The 19,624-nt window shown below is 58.2% G+C and carries 23 protein-coding genes and 2 pseudogenes; 13 read left to right on the top strand and 12 right to left on the bottom strand.

What is annotated here, in order from left to right; all coding sequences use genetic code 11:
• Position 1: 1 nt before the first annotated feature.
• Complete coding sequence (locus tag H0241_RS31660; protein WP_181061688.1) at positions 2 to 922, bottom strand: c-type cytochrome; 921 nt, start codon at positions 920 to 922, stop codon at positions 2 to 4.
• 42 nt (positions 923 to 964) lie between these two features.
• Positions 965 to 1,858 (bottom strand): SDR family oxidoreductase, encoded by an 894-nt coding sequence (locus tag H0241_RS31665; RefSeq protein WP_181061726.1) that lies wholly within the window; start codon positions 1,856 to 1,858, stop codon positions 965 to 967.
• Between the two features lie 324 nt (positions 1,859 to 2,182).
• On the opposite strand from H0241_RS31665, the gene H0241_RS31670 reads away from it, so the two are divergent.
• From H0241_RS31670 to H0241_RS31680, 3 genes are all read left to right on the top strand, one after another.
• Positions 2,183 to 2,704: a YciE/YciF ferroxidase family protein gene (locus H0241_RS31670; RefSeq protein WP_181061689.1), complete on the top strand. Its 522-nt coding sequence runs from the start codon at positions 2,183 to 2,185 to the stop codon at positions 2,702 to 2,704.
• A 318-nt stretch (positions 2,705 to 3,022) separates the two neighbouring features.
• Positions 3,023 to 4,834: a PAS domain S-box protein gene (locus H0241_RS31675; RefSeq protein WP_181061690.1), complete on the top strand. Its 1,812-nt coding sequence runs from the start codon at positions 3,023 to 3,025 to the stop codon at positions 4,832 to 4,834.
• 115 nt (positions 4,835 to 4,949) lie between these two features.
• The gene (locus H0241_RS31680; RefSeq protein WP_181061691.1) at positions 4,950 to 5,243 is read left to right on the top strand and encodes a hypothetical protein; all 294 of its coding nucleotides are present in this window, start codon (positions 4,950 to 4,952) and stop codon (positions 5,241 to 5,243) included.
• 45 nt (positions 5,244 to 5,288) lie between these two features.
• On the opposite strand, the gene H0241_RS31685 is transcribed toward H0241_RS31680, so the two are convergent.
• From H0241_RS31685 to H0241_RS35950, 4 genes and pseudogenes are all read right to left on the bottom strand, one after another.
• The gene (locus H0241_RS31685) at positions 5,289 to 6,182 is read right to left on the bottom strand and encodes a hypothetical protein (protein ID WP_181061692.1); all 894 of its coding nucleotides are present in this window, start codon (positions 6,180 to 6,182) and stop codon (positions 5,289 to 5,291) included.
• A gap of 106 nt (positions 6,183 to 6,288) precedes the next feature.
• Positions 6,289 to 7,689, bottom strand: a complete 1,401-nt coding sequence (locus H0241_RS31690) for a phospholipase D family protein (RefSeq protein ID WP_181061693.1) — start codon at positions 7,687 to 7,689, stop codon at positions 6,289 to 6,291.
• Positions 7,690 to 7,834: 145 nt separating this feature from the next.
• Positions 7,835 to 8,002, bottom strand: a complete 168-nt coding sequence (locus tag H0241_RS31695; protein ID WP_181061694.1) for a hypothetical protein — start codon at positions 8,000 to 8,002, stop codon at positions 7,835 to 7,837.
• A gap of 206 nt (positions 8,003 to 8,208) precedes the next feature.
• Positions 8,209 to 8,373: pseudogene (locus H0241_RS35950) on the bottom strand (Hsp20/alpha crystallin family protein); the annotation flags it as partial.
• Positions 8,374 to 8,482: 109 nt separating this feature from the next.
• On the opposite strand from H0241_RS35950, the gene H0241_RS31700 reads away from it, so the two are divergent.
• Entirely contained in the window at positions 8,483 to 8,860 is a 378-nt protein-coding gene (locus H0241_RS31700) for a hypothetical protein (protein ID WP_181061695.1), read from the top strand.
• A gap of 10 nt (positions 8,861 to 8,870) precedes the next feature.
• On the opposite strand, the gene H0241_RS31705 is transcribed toward H0241_RS31700, so the two are convergent.
• Positions 8,871 to 9,155: a DUF982 domain-containing protein gene (locus tag H0241_RS31705; protein ID WP_181061696.1), complete on the bottom strand. Its 285-nt coding sequence runs from the start codon at positions 9,153 to 9,155 to the stop codon at positions 8,871 to 8,873.
• A 133-nt stretch (positions 9,156 to 9,288) separates the two neighbouring features.
• On the opposite strand from H0241_RS31705, the gene H0241_RS31710 reads away from it, so the two are divergent.
• The 5 genes and pseudogenes from H0241_RS31710 (at position 9,289) to H0241_RS31725 (ending at position 12,067) form a co-directional block, all read left to right on the top strand.
• A complete protein-coding gene (locus H0241_RS31710; protein WP_181061729.1) occupies positions 9,289 to 9,450 on the top strand; it encodes a hypothetical protein in 162 nt (53 codons plus the stop codon).
• 406 nt (positions 9,451 to 9,856) lie between these two features.
• Positions 9,857 to 10,210, top strand: a complete 354-nt coding sequence (locus tag H0241_RS36290; RefSeq protein ID WP_328824919.1) for a cyclic nucleotide-binding domain-containing protein — start codon at positions 9,857 to 9,859, stop codon at positions 10,208 to 10,210.
• Between the two features lie 7 nt (positions 10,211 to 10,217).
• Positions 10,218 to 10,775, top strand: a complete 558-nt coding sequence (locus H0241_RS36295; protein ID WP_328824920.1) for a Crp/Fnr family transcriptional regulator — start codon at positions 10,218 to 10,220, stop codon at positions 10,773 to 10,775.
• 62 nt (positions 10,776 to 10,837) lie between these two features.
• Positions 10,838 to 11,470, top strand: coding sequence for a BA14K family protein (locus tag H0241_RS36505; protein ID WP_181061697.1), 633 nt, complete (start codon positions 10,838 to 10,840; stop codon positions 11,468 to 11,470).
• Positions 11,471 to 11,688: 218 nt separating this feature from the next.
• Positions 11,689 to 12,067: pseudogene (locus H0241_RS31725) on the top strand (DUF2934 domain-containing protein).
• Between the two features lie 1,109 nt (positions 12,068 to 13,176).
• On the opposite strand, the gene H0241_RS31730 reads toward H0241_RS31725, so the two are convergent.
• Positions 13,177 to 13,482, bottom strand: coding sequence for a hypothetical protein (locus tag H0241_RS31730; RefSeq protein WP_181061698.1), 306 nt, complete (start codon positions 13,480 to 13,482; stop codon positions 13,177 to 13,179).
• Positions 13,483 to 13,555: 73 nt separating this feature from the next.
• Positions 13,556 to 14,419, bottom strand: a complete 864-nt coding sequence (locus tag H0241_RS31735) for an ATP-dependent DNA ligase (RefSeq protein WP_181061699.1) — start codon at positions 14,417 to 14,419, stop codon at positions 13,556 to 13,558.
• A gap of 289 nt (positions 14,420 to 14,708) precedes the next feature.
• Here H0241_RS31735 and H0241_RS31740 point away from each other — a divergent pair, with 289 nt between their 5' ends.
• The 4 genes from H0241_RS31740 (at position 14,709) to H0241_RS31755 (ending at position 16,960) form a co-directional block, all read left to right on the top strand.
• Positions 14,709 to 14,903, top strand: a complete 195-nt coding sequence (locus H0241_RS31740; protein ID WP_181061700.1) for a DUF3606 domain-containing protein — start codon at positions 14,709 to 14,711, stop codon at positions 14,901 to 14,903.
• Between the two features lie 645 nt (positions 14,904 to 15,548).
• Positions 15,549 to 16,274, top strand: coding sequence for a Crp/Fnr family transcriptional regulator (locus H0241_RS31745; protein ID WP_181061701.1), 726 nt, complete (start codon positions 15,549 to 15,551; stop codon positions 16,272 to 16,274).
• Positions 16,275 to 16,280: 6 nt separating this feature from the next.
• The gene (locus tag H0241_RS31750) at positions 16,281 to 16,532 is read left to right on the top strand and encodes a DUF6894 family protein (RefSeq protein WP_328824922.1); all 252 of its coding nucleotides are present in this window, start codon (positions 16,281 to 16,283) and stop codon (positions 16,530 to 16,532) included.
• A gap of 125 nt (positions 16,533 to 16,657) precedes the next feature.
• Positions 16,658 to 16,960, top strand: coding sequence for a hypothetical protein (locus tag H0241_RS31755; RefSeq protein WP_181061702.1), 303 nt, complete (start codon positions 16,658 to 16,660; stop codon positions 16,958 to 16,960).
• Between the two features lie 382 nt (positions 16,961 to 17,342).
• Here H0241_RS31755 and H0241_RS31760 read toward each other — a convergent pair whose 3' ends face one another.
• The 3 genes from H0241_RS31760 to H0241_RS31770 form a co-directional block, all read right to left on the bottom strand.
• The gene (locus H0241_RS31760) at positions 17,343 to 17,621 is read right to left on the bottom strand and encodes a hypothetical protein (RefSeq protein ID WP_181061703.1); all 279 of its coding nucleotides are present in this window, start codon (positions 17,619 to 17,621) and stop codon (positions 17,343 to 17,345) included.
• Between the two features lie 592 nt (positions 17,622 to 18,213).
• The gene (locus H0241_RS31765; protein ID WP_181061704.1) at positions 18,214 to 18,435 is read right to left on the bottom strand and encodes a hypothetical protein; all 222 of its coding nucleotides are present in this window, start codon (positions 18,433 to 18,435) and stop codon (positions 18,214 to 18,216) included.
• Between the two features lie 388 nt (positions 18,436 to 18,823).
• Positions 18,824 to 19,456: an acetylglutamate kinase gene (locus tag H0241_RS31770; protein WP_210285148.1), complete on the bottom strand. Its 633-nt coding sequence runs from the start codon at positions 19,454 to 19,456 to the stop codon at positions 18,824 to 18,826.
• Positions 19,457 to 19,624 lie beyond the last annotated feature (168 nt).

The raw sequence follows: 19,624 nt of genomic DNA on the forward strand, positions 1-19,624 counted from the left end.
GTTATGGGTTTGGGGTGTCGACCGGTGCAAGCTCTTTGATGTAGCGCGCGATCGCCTGGCGATCGCTGTCAGGCAGCACGGCGGTATTTGTCACCACGTCGGCCATGGACGACCCCACTCGACCGTGGCTGGGCGTCTCTCCGGTCCTTAACATCATCGCAATGTCGGTCTCTGTCCACGCGCCCAATCGTTCTCGCGTAATATTGGGCACGAAGCCGGTGCCCTGCGGGTCGATGCCGCCGGCAAACACCGTATCGGACCGGATTGCTCCGAACGCATTACGGCTGGAATGGCACTCCGCGCAATGGGAAACGGTCTCGACGAGGTAGGCGCCGCGATCAAGCACGGTTTTGCCGTCAACATTCGCGACCGACCGGCCCTGCCGAAAAAACAGCAGCTTCCAAAACCCGACGGATCGACGAACGCCGAACAGGATTGCGGGGTCGTGCGCCGGCGCGCGTCCAGACACTTTTGGGAGTGTCATGAGATAGGCGTAGAGATCGTTGATATCAGCGCCGGTCATGCCGGTGAAGCTGGTGTAGGGAAAAGACGGGTAATAGTGTGCACGCTTGGGAGAAACCCCGCCGATCAGGGCATTTGCAAGATCGGCAGCGCTCCACCTGCCTATGCCATCAACCGGATCCGGCGAGATGTTAGGGGGCCGAAAGGTGCCGAATGGCGAGGCGAGCGCCATACCGCCTCCAAGTTTCAGTCGATCGGATTGTCCGGGGGTCGCGTGGCAGGAGGCGCAATCTCCCGCCGCGAAGACCAGCTTGCCGCGCACCACGTCGCCCCTCCCTCCAAATTGCGGATCGTCTTGGGAGAATGGCGGATCAGCCGAAGTCATGAAAAAAGTGGCTGTCGCAGCAGCCACTGCGGTCAGAAGGATGGCGACAGAAAACTTGTATACAATCCGCCCCATGACACCCTTAAGGGCTGTGCGAAGCTTGACGTGTGTATAGAGTCAGGCGACTCCCTTGCCGCCGGTGACGCCATAAACTTCGCCATTGATGAAACTGGCTTCCTGCGAGGCCAGCAGCACATAGACCGGCGCGAGTTCGACCGGCTGTCCGGGACGGCCGAAATCGCTGTCTTTGCCGAACTGCTGGACCTTCTCATCGGGCTGGCCGCCGCTTGGCTGCAGCGCAGTCCAGACGGGGCCGGGGGCGACCACATTGACCCGGATACCCCGCTTGATCAATTGCTTGGCGAGCGCCTTGCTGTAAGCGACGATGCCGGCTTTGGTGGTGGCATAGTCGAGCAGAATTGCTGAAGGCTGGTAGGCCTGGATTGACGCCGTGGTGATGATGGATGCGCCTGCCTGCAAGTGTGGCACGGCTGCTTGCGCGATCCAGTGAAGAGCGTAAAGGTTGGTCTTCATCGTCTTGTCGAAGTCGTCTGTCGTCAACTCTTCGATTTTCTCGCGATATTGCTGCCTTCCGGCATTGATCACAAGGATGTCCAGGCCACCGAGGGCGGAGACCGCCTTCTCCACCAAATCACGACACCAGGGCTCATCCCTGACATCGCCAGGCAGCGCCATCGCTTTCCTCCCGGCGGCTTCGATGACTGCGATGACGTCCTTGGCGTCCACCTCCTCTTCGGGGAGATAAGAGATGGCGACATCGGCCCCTTCCCTCGCAAAGGCGATGGCCACGGCGCGCCCTATCCCGGAATCGCCTCCTGTCACCAGCGCCTTGCGACCTGCGAGCTTCGCAGAGCCGCGATAGCTTTTCTCGCCGTGGTCGGGGATGGGATCCATCTTTTTGGCGAGGCCCGGCATGATCTGCGGCTGCTTTGGAAAGGGCGGCGCGGGATACTCCTTGCGGGGATCTCGAAGTAAGACACGATCACTCACGGTTAAGCCTCCATTGCCACGCTGCCGTTGCCGCAACGCGGAGAACAACCCTTTGTTCCGCTGGAGAGCTGGCTAGCCAAGACAGGCACAAAGCCGCACGGCAGATTTCTCCAGCACAGCTGGCGTTGGTTGACGTCCGGCCGCGCGTCAAGCTGAAATAGTTGACCGTCGACCTTGCCGGATGTGGCGACGGTCGGTCGAGACCGCATGCCGGTTTTATGTCAGGCAGCTCCACAGACATGTTGCTGTTTCGGCCGGAACCCGCAGTCCACTTCCGAGTTAACCAACACCCAAACCGGGTAATCCAAACCAAGGAGACGGGAAATGGCAGCTACCAAGAAAACCAGCACCAAGGGCCTTGAGGATTTGTTCCTCGATGGACTGAAAGACATGTATTACGCCGAGAAGAAAATTCTCAAAGCGCTGCCGAAAATGGCCAAGGGCGCCGAAGACCAGCAGGTTTCTGCAGCCTTCGAAAAGCACCTCGCTGAAACCGAGGATCAGGTCGAGCGACTTGAAGAAGTTTTTGACATCCTGGGCGTTGCCGCCCGCGGCAAGACGTGTCCCGCCATCGACGGCATTCTCGAGGAGGGGTCCGAAATTCTCGACGAATACAAGGGGTCCAAACCGCTGGACGCCGGCTTGGTCGCGGCGGCGCAGGCGGTCGAGCACTACGAGATAGCTCGGTACGGCACCCTGATCGCATGGGCTACGTCGCTCGGGCGCGACGATATCGTCGAGCTTCTGAATGCCACTCTTGCGGAAGAAAAAGCAACCGACGACGCGCTCACTTCACTGGGTGAATCCGGCGTGAACGACAAGGCGGTCGAAAAGCAAGCCGCGTGATCGCCATGCCCTGAATGGGCCCCGGTGTCGCCACCGGGGCCATTCATGCGGGGAGCAGGTCTTGACCGGGCGGATTAGAGCCGCATCTGGAGCCCTTCCAAAAAAAGTGAGCCTCCACCTTTAGGGCGAAGTGCAGATCGCTATGAGAGACGGCGCTGACCTACGGAAACTGGCTGTCGGAGATTCTTGATGCCGGAACCGCCCGCTGGTCTTGAGCCGCTGCCTGTGGCCTTAGCCAAGACGACGATGGAACCAAGCTTGGTCCTAGGCGTTCGATAGGCTTGCGCCACGATGTAGCGCCTTGGGGAATGTCGCGACATGGTTCAATTCGTTGCGCAAAAGAACGGGCTCCGTTCCAGGCAAGAGCCGGCCGTCGACTATGAAGACTTCTTCGAAAACGGTGGCATCGGTTTGCATATGGTAGATACCGACGGTCGTATCCTCCATGTCAACAATGCCGAATTGAAACTTCTGGGATATACGGCCGCTGACTATATCGGTCATGACATATCGGACTTTCACACCGACCAACATGTCATCCGCGACATTCTCTTGCGCCTCAAGCAAGGGGAAAGCATCCAGAGATATCCCGCCAGAATGCGCGCTCGCGACGGCTCGATCCGGGATGTGGAAATCAGCTCGAGTGGTCAGTTTGAAGATGGCCAGTTCGTTCAAAGTCGCTGCTTTACTGTCGATGTCACCACGCTCAAGACTGCCGAGCGCGCAATCGGCCAACGAGAGGCTCGCTTCCACCAGACGCTCGAGGCATTGCCGGTAGCAGTGTACACCACCGATGCCGCCGGCAAGATCACCTACTTTAATCGGAAAGCGGCGGAACTCGCTAGTCGAGAGCCTAAGATCGGCGAAGATGAATGGTGGGTTGCGTTTCGCCTGTTCACCGCCGAAGGACAGGAACTGCCCCACAATGTCTCCCCTATGGCGATCACGCTCAACGAGAATCGCCCCGTCCGCAACATCGAAGCCGTTGCCCAACGCCCGGACGGGACTTTCTTCCCATTTTTGCCGTTTCCAACTCCACTGAGAGATGACGACGGCAATTTGGTCGGGGCCGTCAATGTGCTTTTGGATCTCTCGGATCGCAAACGAGGCGAGGACGCTGTCCAGCATCTGTCCGCAATCGTCGAATCCTCATTCGACGCGATTGTGAGCAAGGATCTGAATGGCACCATCAAGAGTTGGAACCAGGGTGCCGAGCGGCTCTTTGGTTTTGATGCTGCCGAGGCCATCGGGCAACACATCAGCATGCTTATTCCTCTCGACCGTCAAGAGGAAGAACCTCGGATCATCGAGCGCATCCGTCGTGGCGAGCGCATCGAAAGCTACGAAACAAGCCGCCTGAAAAAAAACGGTGACAAGGTCCCCGTATCGCTGACGATTTCGCCGGTTCGTAACGCCGCCGGACGCATCGTCGGCGCTTCCAAAATCGCGCGGGACATTACAGCGACCAAGGAAAGCGAACATCGCATACACACGCTCATACGCGAGGTCAATCACCGCGTGAAAAACCAGTACTCGGTGATCCTGTCGATGATCCGGGAGACCAACAAGCGCTCGGACAGTCCTGACCAGTTCGAAAGACAGGTGCGGGAGCGCATCATGGCGCTGTCGAGATCGCACGACCTGTTGGTGTCGGCCGACTGGAAGGGGGCCACGATTGGGGAGCTCGTACTGGCCCAGGCCAAACCCTTTGACCGGGAAGATGCAATCACCATGGCAGGCCCCGCCATAACGCTCAGCCCCAATGCCGTCCAATACCTGGGCATTGCTTTCCATGAACTATGCACGAACTCGGCCAAGTATGGTGTAATGTCAGGTCAACAGGGCATCATCGCCGTGACCTGGGGCGTAGCGGTGGATCAAGGCGTGCAAACCTTCAAGTTGGTGTGGGCAGAGCGGGACGGCCCCCAGATCAAGTCGATCACAAAAAGCGGTTTTGGGAGTGTCGTGCTGAACCGCGTCGCACCGCAGGCAATGAGTGGAACCGGCGAACTGAAGCACGGCTCCAATGACATTGTCTGGACGCTCGAGGCGCCGATTAAGTTCGTCGAGGCCTCACTGTTCGATGATCACGGTGGGGACCATCATTCTGCAGCGAAGGCGCCTCACTAGCCCGGATTGAAGTATCCGACAGCCATTTCCTCTGATGGAGACTGGTGGACGTCAGATTGGGCGGTTGTGGAACACAAGCCGCCGGTCGACATTGCATTGGGGACAGGAGGTCATCATGCCCAGGTTTCGTTTCGAGACGATTGGATTCGACCAGACCACGACAGTCGAGGAAGAACTGGCAGGTGTGGATGTTGTCAGCCCCAGGGCAATCGAGCGAGCCCACGCTGCCCTGATGGCAGGCGCTTCTACGGGCGTTGACCACTCCGGCTCGATCACCAGGGTCTATAATGAAGCCGGATATCTGGTCGCCACCGTCAAATTTTCCGATGTGATTGGCGACAAACCAGAGCTATCACCGCAATCATCTCGGATGGCGACAGAGGAGCCGGGCGTGATGCGCTCTGGATGACGAGGCCGCTCTTACCACGGCGGAGCGCCGATGATCCAAGCAAGCTCAGCGTCGCTTTAGATCGCGGGTCCGCTTTCTACGCTCACCACTTCTCGCATTTCGTCGAGCAACCCTGAGTTCGGCAAGCGTTGGCTGCCACCAGCCTCTGGATAGTTCGCTTGAGCGGGCGGCACGACGGGCAGGCCATGTCTCGATGAGTTCCGCCAGCGTCGCTGAGCGCCAGGATGCCCAGATGTAATCTCGGGCCGCGCTCATATGCGGATAGACGACGGAGAATTTGGACGGTTCCACCAGTTCTCCAGATACTCCCGTAAAGATGACAACACCGTATTGCTCGGTGGCAACGGCGCGCCCGACGGACGGCAGGTCTTCGGCCAACACAGGATAGCGACGGCGGCGGCGTTCGGCAGTCCGCAACCGATCGGATTTTCCCGCCTCGGAATCCCGCTCCGCCTCTCGTCGTCGCCTCCTTGCCTCAGGTTCAGCCCCTTGAGCGGCCTGTTCGATTTTCGACCAGCGGCGTCTCAGCTCTTCATAGGATCTGAATGGAACCCGCCACACGTGCAGCCCATCATCCCAACTGGCCCAGGGGATTTCGCGCAGTTCCTTCAAAACGCTCCTCGAATAGGGCGTCCGAATGCGCAGGTCGTTCGCCACCTCGAGATATGGGCTTGAGATAGGATCGAAGGCGAAGGCGTCGCGCCCTTTGTTGTCTGCGTAGATAGCGACCAGTTCAGCTTCATGCGCAAGCCAACGATCAACCCGCCGCGCCGCTGTCTTGCCCGGGACAAACCAGCTCTTACGCTCATCGCTCCACCTTGCTCGCGGAAAAACCTGGCGAAACCGCTCAATCGTCATTCTGTCATAAGGAAACGTGACGACGGCACCCGAGATGTCCTGCACCGGCGGCTCAGCAAGATCATCGTCAGATTCTTCCACCTCACGGCCTCCGGGTCAGCGCACCGATAACGGCCGAGCCTGCTTCCGATGTTACCCTTGCGCGCCGGAGTCGGACCCTTGGCCTTCAGTCCTGATACTCCGGCACCTAAAGCTGTGACTCGATCGGAAGCCAGCGAACTAGGGCCGCCAGGATGCGGCGGGAAATCCCGGCTTCGGGCTCGTGAGTATAGTTATCCAGCCTGCCTTCATCGCATCCATGCCAGCGCAGCACATTGTTTTTCAGTTCGAGCCGATAGCTCGCTTCCGCTGATATCTCCAATTGGAACCGGCGATGCAGTTCAGCAACCAGTTTCTCATCCTCGAAAAGCACGCCCATTTCCGCGTTCAAAGACACAGACCGTGGATCGAAATTAAAGGAGCCGACGAAGCCGGTCTTGTTGTCAACGCTGAACGCCTTCGTGTGCAGACTGGCACCCTTGGAGCCGAATATTGAGATCGTCGGCCGTCGGCTGAAAGGCTGAAGCTCGAATATCCGGACGCCGTTCCGCAGCAACCGCTTGCGATAGTTTGCATAGGCACCATGGACCGCGGCGACATCCGTGGCTGCCAGGGAATTGGTCAAAACCGTGACCGCCACCCCGCTGCTGACAAGATCGGACAAGAGTGCGGAACCCCGTTTGCCCGGGATGAAATAGGGAGAGACAATTTCCAGGCGACTGCGCGCCGACTGAATGATGGGAAGAAGCTCCTTCGTCAGCCAACTGCGACGTCTCCAGCCACGAACCTTTTCTGGCGGGTCGGAGATCACTCGAACGCGTTCTACCCAATGGACCTCGTTGCTGGCTGCGACGAACTCTGCGATGGACCCTCGATCTCCGATCCCGCCCAAAAGCTTTATCGCCGTTTCCACATCGCTCTCCTCAACGAAATGGGCATGCGTGCTCTGCGCGGCCGAGCCGAGCGCACCAATTGGCCTTGCTTCCTGGCAGGCCCAGAAAGTCTCGAATATTTCAGAGGTTTGCTGCACGGCGGGACCGAGGAGCAGCACGTCGAGATCACGGAAATTGGTTTCTGCCGCATCAAAATAGGCGTCGCCAATATTGCGCCCACCGACAATGGCGACGTTGTCGTCGGCGATCCACGCCTTGTTGTGCATCCTTCGCGTCAATGCGAGAAGTCGTAGCAGAACTTCCACACTGCGCACGATGCCGCGCGCTCTAACGCCGCTCGGGTTGAACAGTTTCAGCTCGATGTTCGGATGACTGCTCAGCGCCAGATAGGCTGAATCGTTCTTGCGCGGATTGACATCATCAAGGAGCATCCGCACACGCACGCCCCGCTGAGCGGCTCGGAACACTTCCTGCAGGAGCAGGCGGCCGGTGCGGTCGTCATGCCAAAGATAGTACATGAGGTCGAGCGTGCGAACAGCACTTCTTGCCGCCAGAACCCGCGCGGCAAAGGCATCATAATTGTCCGAGATCAGCAGCAAGCCGCTCCTGCCCGCTTTGACATAGTCGCCGGCTGTTCGCGCGATGGAGACGTCCATGAATTGTTGCCTTCGGTCGGCGCTCTTCGACTAAAATCTTAGCAAGAACCTTTCAGACGTAATCTGGTTGCATGCGTGCTGTTACGCGCGCCCGGGCCTACGCGAATGCCAGTCGTCGGGGCACCCAAACGAATTCAGTGGCCCTTCAGGACACCTCGATCATCTTGCGCACCCGCTTTTGCCGGCGTGGCGGCTGAGGTTCCTTCGACACCGGGTCGGGAGGAAGCCGTGCTGCCGATGCCTCCAGAAACTGGCGCTGCGCCTTAAGCCGCGCGGTCTTGGCCTCCCTGGCTCGCCGCTCGGCGTCGAGCACCAGCCTGCATTCTCGATCGGCCCTCTCAATCTTTTCTCTGTCAACACGTCGTGCGGTCAAAGCGACCTCCTTTGATCTGACGGCAAAAAAATTGCTGACTGGAGAAAATGTTCCCAACAAATAAGTTGAAACACGCCCTGGAAGATGTGGCGTATTGCGTCGCGGACAGCAGACCTAGTGTCCAGAGCGATGAGCCAGTGGGTGAAGGGCACCTCCGCCGTACCGCGGATTTCCTTCTCGCTGTCGGAGATCTCGACGCTGGGCCAGCGCCCACCATTGGCAGAGGACCTACTCAGAGCCGGCAATCCTCCGTCGAAGCCACGGAAGACATCGTCGAAGAGGCGGTTCACCTCCCGGTGCAGCGACAGGAATCCTTCGTCCGTGGCCGCTTAGGCCCAAGCTCCGACGCCGGCTGCCGTCGTCAGCATCCCCAAGAGAAACCACGGAAAAAACATTGCCCAATCCCCTTCCCCTGAGGGGATGATTAGAACCCGCCGGGCGAAGACCCTCAAACCCGGCGATCCTACAAACCTGATCAGAGTACGCGATCAGGACCGGGGTGAGCCGGCAAACCTGCGCTGCAAGATTGATGCCGACACTCCCGAAATGGCAGAGGCACACGTCGTCGCGTCAATCAGAGATTGGTTCGCAGAGCGCTCTGGGTGGTCATTGATCCCGCCCCTTCAATATTCTGGCTCCCGCAGCAACGAGGCGCGATCGGTGCTGATCATTGTTGACGAGGTCCCGAGCCTGGGCTTCTGTGATGCCTGTTTCCCGCGCGAGGAACCGGACAAGAAAATCCTCTTGTCCCTCCCTATCCCCGCGGTCGCGCCGTTTCTCATCGCCGATGTAGGATGACTTGAGATGCTCAACTGAGTGGGGCAATGGAGCATCGTCCTTTACATACAGATTTCACATTCAGACCAGCTTCCTTGGCTGCCGTCAGAAAGGCACGCCGAGCATTCTCCACGTGTTCGGCTATACTCAGAAGGCCCGTGCAAGCCTGAAGTGCAGCCTGGAATCTTGGCCCGCGCGATTCCGGCCAGCGCTCCATCATAAATATGGCGGCCTCGGATGCGCTGCTCAAAGCGCGAAACTCACCCGTTATTTCCGTTTCAACGATGATCGGAACTGCGAAAAACGCGTCCTGCATGATTACCCCCCTGGTAACACTAGGACCGAACGGCGGAGCAGTGGTTTCGTTCCGGCAGTCGCCAGAAAAGCTCATCGGACCGTGCGTCAACAAGCGTGTAGACGGATCGTCGGGCGATCGATAAACACATCCAATGGACAACAAGCGGCTCGACCACAAACTGGACTGTAAGGCGTGCGGCACGATCCAGATGGACATCCCGGATGGTGCTGAAGAGCACACGCTGATTCATTGCAGTAAGTGCGGTGGCTACTTCGGAGAATGGGGAGCACTGCAGGACGATTTTTACGCCTAGACACGCGGCACTGAAGCCTTTGATCTGAACAACGGCAACATCACCAAGAATTAAAGCCGGAGGTGAGGCCCTGTTCGTCGGCGGCATTCATGGCTTGGTCGCTTCTTAGGGGTTTTCGGCCCAGGGGCAGCCTTGAAAGCGTAATCAGTTCCGACCATCGACCATGCCGGCCAAAAAATTGGCGATGATCCGAGAGGCCAGTCGGTCCGCGACTTAAGATGTTCGAACACCCGCCCCCAGCAACTCGCAACCTAAATCCAGTTCCCTTTAAATTGTACGATTTCGTACCCGAGCCCGTAACCTATTGCTCGCGGTCCGCCTTAGGCGGATATTTGACCATCGCTTGCCGGGCGCAAGCGGCTAGGAGATGATGCATGTGCTCTTGCCCCAACCGGGAGCGGAGAGCATGGCTCAGCTTCAGCAATCGGTTGTTCGCAATCGCCTGCTGGCATCTCTGTCGCCTGACGACTTTGCGCTGGTGCAGCCGCACCTGGAAACCATCACATTTGAGTTGCGGGCACATCTGTTCAGAGCAGATCAAAGGATCAGTCATGTCACTTTCCCCGAACGTGGGATTGCCTCGATCGTCGCCGACACTGCGGAAGGACGGTTCGAGGTCGGCATGGTTGGATCGGAGGGCCTGGTGGGTACAGCTCTCTTGCTCGGCGTCGACCGTACACCCCACACCTGCATGGTACAGGCCACGGGCGAAGCACTCCGCATCGGGGGCCGGCGAGCTACAGGCCGCGATGGAGCATAGCCCCACTTTGCGTGCTCTGCTTCTTCGCTTCGTGCACACCTTCCTCGTACAGGTCAGCCAGACGGCCTATGCCAATGCCGGCTACTCCGTTGAGGAGCGGCTGGCGCGCTGGCTGCTGATGACGCATGACCGGCTGGACCACGACGACATGCCGATCACGCATGAGTTCATGAGCATCATGCTGGGCTCGCGTCGTCCAGGCGTCACAATCGCGGTGCAGACGCTGGAGGGCACCGGTGCGATCAGGGCTACGCGCGGTAACATCACGTTGAGGGATCGCCAGAAGCTGGAACAGATTGCCGGCCAGTCCTACGGCTTCGCCGAGAAGGAATACTCCAACGTGTTCCAATCCCGATCAAGCGAGGCGGATGAGGTGGACGTGCGCTACTTCATGAATATTCGCTGCTGCGGCCGACTGATACCCGATCCAGAAGGCGACGAAGTTTCAGACGAAGAGGCGGTGCACGGCCATGCGCTCGCCACTGCGCGGGATTTAGTATTCGGCACCCGCATGGACACAATCCGCAGCTGGGGCTATTTGCCTTCGGTAGTATCCGTAGGCTGACTCCTCGCTTTCATGGAACCGGATCGAACGGCCTGCATTCTTCCCTGGAGGAGGAGCGCAGGATGAAAGCCTTGTTGGGGATAGTCAGTGGCTTTGCGCTGACGCTCGCCGTCTTCGGTAGCGGCCTGGCCTTTGCCGCCTGGATTCTCGCTGCCAAGCCCGTGCGGCAGGCAACACCCAGCATCAGTGTCGTAGATCTGTGGACTAGAGACGCACGGCCTGTAAAGAGGGCGTCGCAGTCCTTCGAGCGCATTCCGGCCGCTGAGGTACCCGAGGCCTCCGCGATGGCGAAAGGGGCAATCGACCCAATCACGACGTCCGCCGTTCAGCCCTCGACAGGCGATTCTCAGCCCTCAACAGGCGATTCAACGACCGAGTTGCCGGCCGCTCATGTCGGATGGTGCGCGAGTCGGTACCGGTCCTATAATCCAGAGGACAACAGCTATCGGTCCTACGCAGGGCGGCAGCGACAGTGCCGGTCGCCCTACCTCGACGTCGCTAGCGAGCAGCTGACGAATGCCGACTTTGTTGATACAAGCTACTCTTCGATGGATGGAAACGCCTCAACGGACGACGTCCGCCCCCAGCTTTCGGTTGACCATGTCGACTATTGCTTCAGCCGGTACCGCTCCTATCGGCCGGAGGACAACACGTATCAACCCTATTCGGGTGGCCCACGCAGACAGTGCCAATAGGGGAATTGCCCCTAATAGAGCTTCCGCCGATTTCATAGGAACTTCGACGTCGAAAGGGTTGAGACCAGTGACGGCGGAGCATTTGTTTGTCCCTCAACAGCGATGTCGGGTCTCGTAACCCTAATTCGCCGTCACGCCCATCCATCCCAAATCACCATTACGTATGGATCATTCCGCTCTCCTTCGCGTTGAGAGAGAGAATTCACGGAGGGATCACCATGGGCGACGATCGGCACCAAAGAATTCAGCAGCGGGCATACGAGATTTGGGAGCATGAGGGCGGCATACATGGCGTTGACGAATGTCAATGGCATCAAGCCGAAGCCGAAGTTGACCGCGAGGACCAGATGCAGAGAGGCTTGCCTGCCACAGACCCGAGTGCCGTTGGAGCGACCGTGCTATCAGCCAAGACGAGAAAGCCGCGGCGCGATAAGACTGCCAGTTCCGACGTCATGACGGTAGAAGCGCTGGCGATGCGTACCGGCATTACGGGCGACCAGGCCCAAGACCTGATTGATAGGTTGGGCAACGACCCGTGAGGCGATCGAGGAAGCAGCCCGGAGTTTGGCAACCGGACAACAGAATTTCAGCAAATAGGAAATGGCTGTGCTGTCGGCTAATCTAATGCAAATATCCCAAAAGCCACAGAATGATGATAATTGGGATCGGGATTCCGAGGAGCCAGAGTAGTCCGCCTCTTAGCATGATTTCCTCCCTTTGGTTGGCTGGAGGTGGAAACGCTCCTCGATGGGCTTAGTTCCCGCGCGGCGGTCCTGACTAACCGCCCGGCCGGCGCTGATCAGGCAAATCTCCCGTCTGCAGCACCGGCCACATTTTCCGGCCATCATCGCCGCTGCCGCCAGTGCATCGATCCTTATTTTAGTAATCTCTAAATTTCTCAACGATTTGAACGCCAGAGTTAACGCAGCCCGTGCAAAATTGATGGCGACGTTTGTTCTGCGTGGGGTTGGATATGCGAGCCCGGATTATAGTTAGGAACTCGAAGGCTACGGAAGCCTTGGAACTGCGCGTGAAAATCGCATCCTTGGAAGAGGAGCAGAGGCGAAGAGTGGCGAGCTCGGCTGGTATGTTAAAGCTGGCGCAAGTCGGCCAAGAATTAAAGTGGCTTCGGTTTCGTCTGGCCATTCTGGAAGACTGTGTGGCGGCGCTTTCAGCCGAACAAAAATTGCGCCACTAGGTCTGTCCTGCGCAGCCGCCTACGGCTTGGTAGCGCCTAGCGCCCAAGCACCCGCCGCCCCATTCACGGCAGCGGCGGGTTTCGCCCCTAGGGATTATCGGGACTTGCCGGAGCATTGGAAATTCCCCTGCCGCAACGGAAGTTATCAGCATCGATGTTCGGTGACTCTTGCGTGGGCGAAGCATGCGCGCGATGATGGCCGCGCTCAGCGCCTACGCGCTGTTGCTCTGAAAAAAAGCCCGCTGCCGGCAAGCAGCGGGCCTTGTACACAGGATGGCCGGTAGCCAATGGGGGACAAGAGCGCGGCCAGCCCAACAAACGGCCATTGGCCGCTATTGGTTCCACCCTCGCATCGGATGGTTATTTTCGTACAAACTTCGTTGCATCTTTAAGCCCGCGCCTCTCTCTTGCGGACAAGAAGCGCGGGCCGATCGGAGGCCCGATCTTCAGCAAGCGATGGAGGGCACCACCTGCCGCACCACCACCTTTAGAGGCGGCTAATGTTACGTCAAGCCGGCGGTTCATCACTTCGCCTGAAGGTCGGTTTCCAATCGAGGTTGCGAGCCCTGTTAAGGCCCTCATAGTCGGGAATGCAGGTGAAGAACACGGGCCGGCGATCGCGGCCGGCGGCCTTGCACGTCGAGCAAGCGAAGAGCCCGACCAGATCCCAATGCATGGAACCATGATGCGGTCCCAGCCGCTCAATCAATGCCTGGATATCGAGCTTGGTCGACTTGGCGCATATCGGATGCCCGCAATTCACATAGATCGATTCGCGGTCGGCCAGGGTATCGGCGAGGGTCTTTTGAGGCATGGCGATCTCCGTTGAAGGGGGTCGCCGCAACGGAGGATATATTTGTAATCTCGATGGCGATGGCAAGTGCCGGCTATTGCTTCTCCCGGAAATCAAGCAGCTTGGCATGGCGAAGCTTCTCCTCGCCCTTAAGGAATCGCACGCGGCCGACTAGACCAGGCTTCAGCCATTGTGCCTTGTCGCTCTTAAGCCCTTTCGGCGCCGGCCCGCCGATCTTTCCTTGCACGCGGTCCCATAAGCGCTGGCGCTTGTCCGCCTTGAAGGTGACGAAAGCGCCGCCGGCATAGCGGCCCATGTCGGCCATCAGCACCATGGCGGGCTTGCCGGCTTCGCGCTGCACGCCGATGATGTCCATTTCCCTTTCGGCATAGCACTTGATCTTGCGCCAGTTCATCGTTGGCCCGCTGCGATAGGCGCTGTTCCTGCGCTTTGAAACCATGCCTTCAAGCCCCGCCTGGTCTACCAGGTGATAGACAGCATCACCTGTGCCCGGCATCGCCTCGCTGAACTGGATGCGGCCGCCGGTCGGGATAAGCTCCTGAAGGATCTCACGACGATCCTCCACCGGCATATTTCGCAAGTCATGTCCATTCAGATGCAGGAGGTCGAATGCCACCAGGTATAGGTCACGTGACGGTCGGCGTCTGGTGACGGCTGATTGAAGCGCGTGGAAGTCTGAAAGGCCGGCTTCATTGGTGGTGATCGCCTCGCCGTCAATGATGAAGCTCTCCGCTTCGATCGCTTCTGCCTCACCGGCAAGCTGGATATAGCGGCCAGTCCAGTCATAACCGTTCTTGGTGATCAGCCGGATGCCGTCGTCATCCTTGATGACCTGGGTGCGGTAGCCATCGAATTTGATCTCATGAATCCAGTCACCGCCCATGGGTGGCGTGTCGACAAGTTCCGGCTCCATTGGCTTGATGAATTTCAGACGCATGCACTGACTCGCAGGACAGCGATTCAATTAGCGCATGCTTAATTAGTTCCGGAGAATTTTAACGAATCGTTGACCGCGCTGTCCCATTATAGGACGGCGCGGTCAACCCGACCGGACTGCGCAGGCGGCTCCGGCACCCAAGCGCCCGCTCGACTGTCGGAGCCGCCACCTTCACCTGATATACCAGCAATGGTTGAATCAACTGTTATCGCGCACGTTAGCAGTCGCTTAAATATTGTCGGAACTTTCTGTTCCATCCGCTGTTCTGATCGGCAGGAAGGAAATGACGATGACCGACGATAAGACCAAGCACGATTTCCGCGACCGCGACCGGGTAGCGGGGGATGAAGAATACGAGGTCGGCTACCTCGCCAGCAAATTCGAGCTCACCATTCCCGAAGTTCGGGAACTGATCAGGAAGCACGGCAACGACCGTGACACGCTGGAGCGTGAGGCGAAGGCCCTGGGCAACCGGTCGCGGTAGGCAACATGGCAGGAAACACGACGAATTCAGTCGTGAGAATGACGCGGCGGGGATTTGCAAATACCTATGACGAGAATTGCGGATCTTGGACCACCTAAGCCCGGCAAGCCGCACGAGCCGGGGAAGAATGGCCACGACCGCTTTCACGAGTGCCCAATCTGCGGCCAACAGGTCGACCGGCGCGACTTCCGCCAGGTGATGTGGCACGAGCAGCCGGATCACGAACCGCTGGAATTGGATCAATGAAATGGCCATGCCTAGCCGAAAATCAGCAACGATCCGACATCGGACGTTTGCCCCTATGAACTTACCCTCTTCATGGAAGAGCATGGGCTAAGCAGGATGCGGCCGCAGTGATCCTGCACCAACGGTCGCGTGCGCGTTGCGTATGCGGCGGAAGCTTTCCTGCGGTTCGCGAGGCGCCGCTGAAACCGCCGGCCCGAGCATCCGCGCGTGACAAGGACGCGGCTTAGGTGATGCGCAAGCTATCGGATCTTCCTCTTTGAACTGTACGATTTCGTACCCGACCCGTAACCTGTTGCTAGTGGCCCGCCTTAGGAGGATATTTGACCATCGCTTGCTGACTGTAAGGGCGCAAGCGGCTAGGAGATTACCGTGCTCTTGCCCCAACAGGGAGGGGAGAGCATGGCTCAGCTTCAGCAATCAGTTATTCGCAATCGTCTGCTGGCATCTCTGTCGCCTGATGACTTTGCGCTGGTGCAGCCGCACCTAGAAACCGTGACACTTGAGTTGCGCCAACATCTGTTTAGAGCAGATCAAAAGATCAGCCATGTCACTTTCCCCGAGCGTGGCATTGCCTCGATCGTCGCCGACACTGCGGAAGGACGGTTCGAGGTCGGCATGGTTGGATCGGAGGGCGTGGTGGGCACAGCTCTGGTGCTCGGCATTGACCGTACACCTCACACCTGCATGGTACAGGCTGAGGGCGAAGCACTCCGAATCGGGGCCGGCGAGTTACAGGCCGTGATGGAACAAAGCCCAACTTTGCGCGCTCTGCTTCTTCGCTTCGTGCACACCTTCATCGTACAGGTCAGCCAGACGGCCTATGCCAACGCCGGCTACTCCGTAGAGGAGCGACTGGCGCGCTGGCTGCTGATGACGCATGACCGGCTGGACCACGACGACATGCCGATCACGCATGAGTTCATGAGCATCATGCTGGGCTCGCGTCGTCCAGGCGTCACAATCGCGGTGCAGACGCTGGAGGGCACCGGTGCGATCAGGGCCACGCGCGGTAACATCACGCTGAGGGATCGCCAGAAGCTGGAACAGATTGCCGGCCAGTCCTACGGTTTCGCCGAGAAGGAATACTCCAACGTGTTCCAGTTCCCGATCAAGCGAGGCGGATGAGTAGACGTGCGCTACTTCATGAATATTCGCTACCGCGGGCGGCTGATATCCGACCCCGAAGGCGACGAACTTTCAAACGAAGAGGCCGTGCATGGCCATGCGCTTGCCACTGCGCGGGATCTTGTCTTCGGCGCCCGCATGGAGACAATCCGCAGTTGGTTCGATTGCAGTTTCGAGATCACCGATGAAGGCGGCAGAACCGTACTCGTAATGCCTTTCGACGAGGTAGTTCCAGCGTCTCAATTCGGATCGGCCTAGCGTAGTTTGAGGCGATCAAGCGGCTCGAACGGTACGGTTTCCTACCATTTATTGACTCTCCTCGTGGGCAATAATTACATGCATTGAGTAGCAAAATCCGGCCATCCGCAGGGGGAGTGTGCTTGATGCTGACAAGACTTGACCTTTCAGTGTTTTGCCCCGCCGATCTTGCAATCTGCCAAGGCGTGTTTGATCAAATTTGCGCCAAGCGAGCATTCGCGCGGGCAACCAAGGAAGCCGAGTTAACCGCGAACGCAGTGCTGGTATTATTTCAGAACGGATTCATCGAGGAATCCGATCTGTTTGTGGCAGCCATGCGATTCATCGACCGGAACGGTGGCTGGCGCAAAGCTAGCCCTTTCGAAAATCCTGGGAGGCGTGGCGCAGATCTTCCTCGCCGCGCAGGTGTTGGACAGTGGCACCACTAGCCCCGATTTCACCCATTGTGTAGCCGGCCGTGCGCTACGCGAAGTCCATGAGCCGCTCTTGAAGTCGATCGAGAAAATCAAAATGGAGGGGCCCGGGGCAGTCTCAGTAGGAGCGCAGGCTGTCAATGCGGTGCCAGCTCGGCAAGCGACAGGGACAACACCGGAGAACAATAACAAGAGGTTGCCAGGATTCCTGCTACAATCCAGAATCGTTTCGACTTCGGCATGTCAGCCTATTCCGCTACCGCCTTCACGATGCTGCACGGCGTCGGCGATCACCTCGAACACGCTCGTAAAAAAGGCCCGTGCTTAAGGAACGGGCCCAGATACGGCTTGGGAACTACGCCTTTAGAGCTTTCGTTTCCGCGCCACAGGAGATTGTTTAGCCGCCCATCTTCTTCGCCATGGCACAGAAATCCGCGTGCGCCTTGTTGAGCGTGGTGTCGCCGCAGTCTTTCAGCACCGCCTTTTGTTCATCCGGTTTCATGGCCATCCATGCGGTCTTGAAATCCGCTTCCGACCTCAAGGTTTTCATGCCGGCATCGGTGAAGAACGGTGACATTTTTGCCGGATCGTCGAGCGCGGAAGTGTTACCAGCCAGCGCTGAGCACGTCATCATTGCGAGCGCCATCGCGCCCATCGTAAGCATTTTGATGTTCATCTCAATTTTCTCCCTTTAGTTCAACACGCCCAAGGCGCGTGACCTGGAGGAAAAACGTCTGTTTCTGAACTCTGTTCCCGCATATCGCCGATTCTTCTATCCACAGCCGTCTGACGCGGGCCGGCGGGTGCCGTAGTGGGCCGGTGCTGTCGGGCAACGGACTACACCGGCCACCAGGGGGCATATTAGCAATCGCGCAATTGGCCTATCGGGCCCACCCGCCGTAGGAGGCTGCGCCACCGGCTAACCTTACCAAGTGGTTAGGTGAAAAAACTTAGCCGGGCTGAATTGTGGCAACACGTCCCCGCTAGAAGATCCGGCAAGGATGTCGCCCGTCGTAAGCATCTTGATGTTCATTTTGATAACCTCCCTTTAGGTCATTCAACACGCGTGACCTGCGGGAGAGCTTCCGCCTCTAAACTCTGTTCCGGCATGTCGCCGATCCCCTTTCTATCGTCAGCGCTTTGGCCTTGTTCGTCGCCAGCGGTCCGCCAATGTGGTTTCTTGAAAACCCACGATGTAGGTTTTTGCCGGCTAATCGGTCATCGCTACAATATAGCCTGTGCTTGTCGGTGGCGTCTAAGGGCGCCCCTCACAGACCGCCAGTTCCGCCACCCGCCCAAGTGATTATCTGGGAAAGATCGGCGATGTCGCCATAGATCATCGAACCTTTGACGAGATAACACTTGTCACCCAGGACTTCGGCGAGTGAGCTTGATGCGGTGCAAACCGGCAGGTTCACCTTACGGTCCTTGGCATCGGCATAGCCGATGCTGATCGCGAGGCTAGCGAGTATGAGAGTCGTCTTGCTCATAGTTAGCCCTTTGGCGACAAATCCGGGTTGCCGCCCTTTGCATTGCCATTAGGTGGAGCAGCGGGCTACGTCGCGCCATCCCTCGATTGTATGACGGGGCTCATCTGTATTAGCTAACGCTTAACGACACGGTGACCTCGTCTCGGCCCGGCAAAGCCTGAGCGGCTTTGGTCACAGTCTTGCGGTTGTATGGCCGGCGCGGCTTGCAACCTTCGAGGATGTGATGATCACACACCGGCAATTCGGCATATTAGCACCCGCGCAATTAAGTCTGTATGGCGGTGGTGGCGCATTCTTGCCGGTGCCGGAAGGACGACGCAAAAAGCCCGCGCCTCTGGCGGAGAGCGCGGGCTGAGAGTTCGTTTGTTGCCTCAATCTTCAGAGGCAGTCAGGCCTTAAGCTTATCGGGAAACTGTTTGGCGATACCGTCGGTCAGCATGTCGGCGAACTTCAACATGTGAACGTGCCCTTCGTCATAGGACTTGATGTCCGTCGCCCAATCCTTTTTCAGCCGACCAACCACTTCGCCGGTTGTCAGCTCCAAATGCTTATGTAGCATGTCCTGCATATCCTTTTCCGACCAGTTCGGATTGGCCTTACCGAGAAACATTGCGATATCGTCGGCGTTGTCAGTCCATTTTTTCTGAGCGGCAGAGAGCTTGGTCTTGTTGCCTGACTTGGCAGCCTTAACAACCTCCGTTGCAATCTTGATGTGGTCTTTCAGCAGCGTGGCCAGTTCGTTGCCGGCCGCATCGCCATAGTAAGGCTTTATCGCGTCCCCAATGTCATCCTGGTTCTTGAGAAGGCGCTTCGCGACCTCATCCGTATCTCGAAGGCCTGCGAGGGTGCTGATGATGTAGTTGCGCGTGTAGATGATATGGTCTTCCCAAAGTTTGCGCATGGCAGCCCGAACGTCTGCCGCCGTTTGCGGTTCGTCAGCACGAGCAACGGGCACGGAGAATAGGCCGGCAGCTGCAAGATACACAGTGAAGGAGGAAAGGAGCATCAAACGCCTGTTCATGGCTCCTAATGTGGCGCCAATGCTCGCGAGACAGGCAGGGCAGCAAGGCGCGATTAATCGGGCGTTGCGTTGCCAAAGTTAAACATTAGCGGCAGCTAAAAGGTTCCGCGTCGCTCAAGAAAGGCCGCTGTTGGACTGGTTGGAACGAGGACACACGCCGGCCGGAGA

Origin of the sequence: Mesorhizobium neociceri, assembly GCF_013520985.1 — a bacterium.
GTDB classification, from domain to species: domain Bacteria; phylum Pseudomonadota; class Alphaproteobacteria; order Rhizobiales; family Rhizobiaceae; genus Mesorhizobium; species Mesorhizobium neociceri.

Bases quoted from the DNA above. Each gene is read 5' to 3' on its own strand.
- H0241_RS31690 (WP_181061693.1), bottom strand. From the start codon at position 7,689: ATGGACGTCTCCATCGCGCGAACAGCCGGCGACTATGTCAAAGCGGGC.
- H0241_RS31755 (WP_181061702.1), top strand. From the start codon at position 16,658: ATGCTGACAAGACTTGACCTTTCAGTGTTTTGCCCCGCCGATCTTGCA.
- H0241_RS36290 (WP_328824919.1), top strand. From the start codon at position 9,857: ATGGCTCAGCTTCAGCAATCGGTTGTTCGCAATCGCCTGCTGGCATCT.
- H0241_RS31735 (WP_181061699.1), bottom strand. From the start codon at position 14,419: ATGCGTCTGAAATTCATCAAGCCAATGGAGCCGGAACTTGTCGACACG.
- H0241_RS31740 (WP_181061700.1), top strand. From the start codon at position 14,709: ATGACCGACGATAAGACCAAGCACGATTTCCGCGACCGCGACCGGGTA.
- H0241_RS31670 (WP_181061689.1), top strand. From the start codon at position 2,183: ATGGCAGCTACCAAGAAAACCAGCACCAAGGGCCTTGAGGATTTGTTC.
- H0241_RS31765 (WP_181061704.1), bottom strand. From the start codon at position 18,435: ATGAGCAAGACGACTCTCATACTCGCTAGCCTCGCGATCAGCATCGGC.
- H0241_RS31700 (WP_181061695.1), top strand. From the start codon at position 8,483: ATGATTAGAACCCGCCGGGCGAAGACCCTCAAACCCGGCGATCCTACA.
- H0241_RS36505 (WP_181061697.1), top strand. From the start codon at position 10,838: ATGAAAGCCTTGTTGGGGATAGTCAGTGGCTTTGCGCTGACGCTCGCC.
- H0241_RS31760 (WP_181061703.1), bottom strand. From the start codon at position 17,621: ATGAACATCAAAATGCTTACGATGGGCGCGATGGCGCTCGCAATGATG.
- H0241_RS31730 (WP_181061698.1), bottom strand. From the start codon at position 13,482: ATGCCTCAAAAGACCCTCGCCGATACCCTGGCCGACCGCGAATCGATC.
- H0241_RS31710 (WP_181061729.1), top strand. From the start codon at position 9,289: ATGGACAACAAGCGGCTCGACCACAAACTGGACTGTAAGGCGTGCGGC.
- H0241_RS31745 (WP_181061701.1), top strand. From the start codon at position 15,549: ATGGCTCAGCTTCAGCAATCAGTTATTCGCAATCGTCTGCTGGCATCT.
- H0241_RS31660 (WP_181061688.1), bottom strand. From the start codon at position 922: ATGGGGCGGATTGTATACAAGTTTTCTGTCGCCATCCTTCTGACCGCA.
- H0241_RS31770 (WP_210285148.1), bottom strand. From the start codon at position 19,456: ATGAACAGGCGTTTGATGCTCCTTTCCTCCTTCACTGTGTATCTTGCA.
- H0241_RS31680 (WP_181061691.1), top strand. From the start codon at position 4,950: ATGCCCAGGTTTCGTTTCGAGACGATTGGATTCGACCAGACCACGACA.
- H0241_RS31675 (WP_181061690.1), top strand. From the start codon at position 3,023: ATGGTTCAATTCGTTGCGCAAAAGAACGGGCTCCGTTCCAGGCAAGAG.
- H0241_RS31705 (WP_181061696.1), bottom strand. From the start codon at position 9,155: ATGCAGGACGCGTTTTTCGCAGTTCCGATCATCGTTGAAACGGAAATA.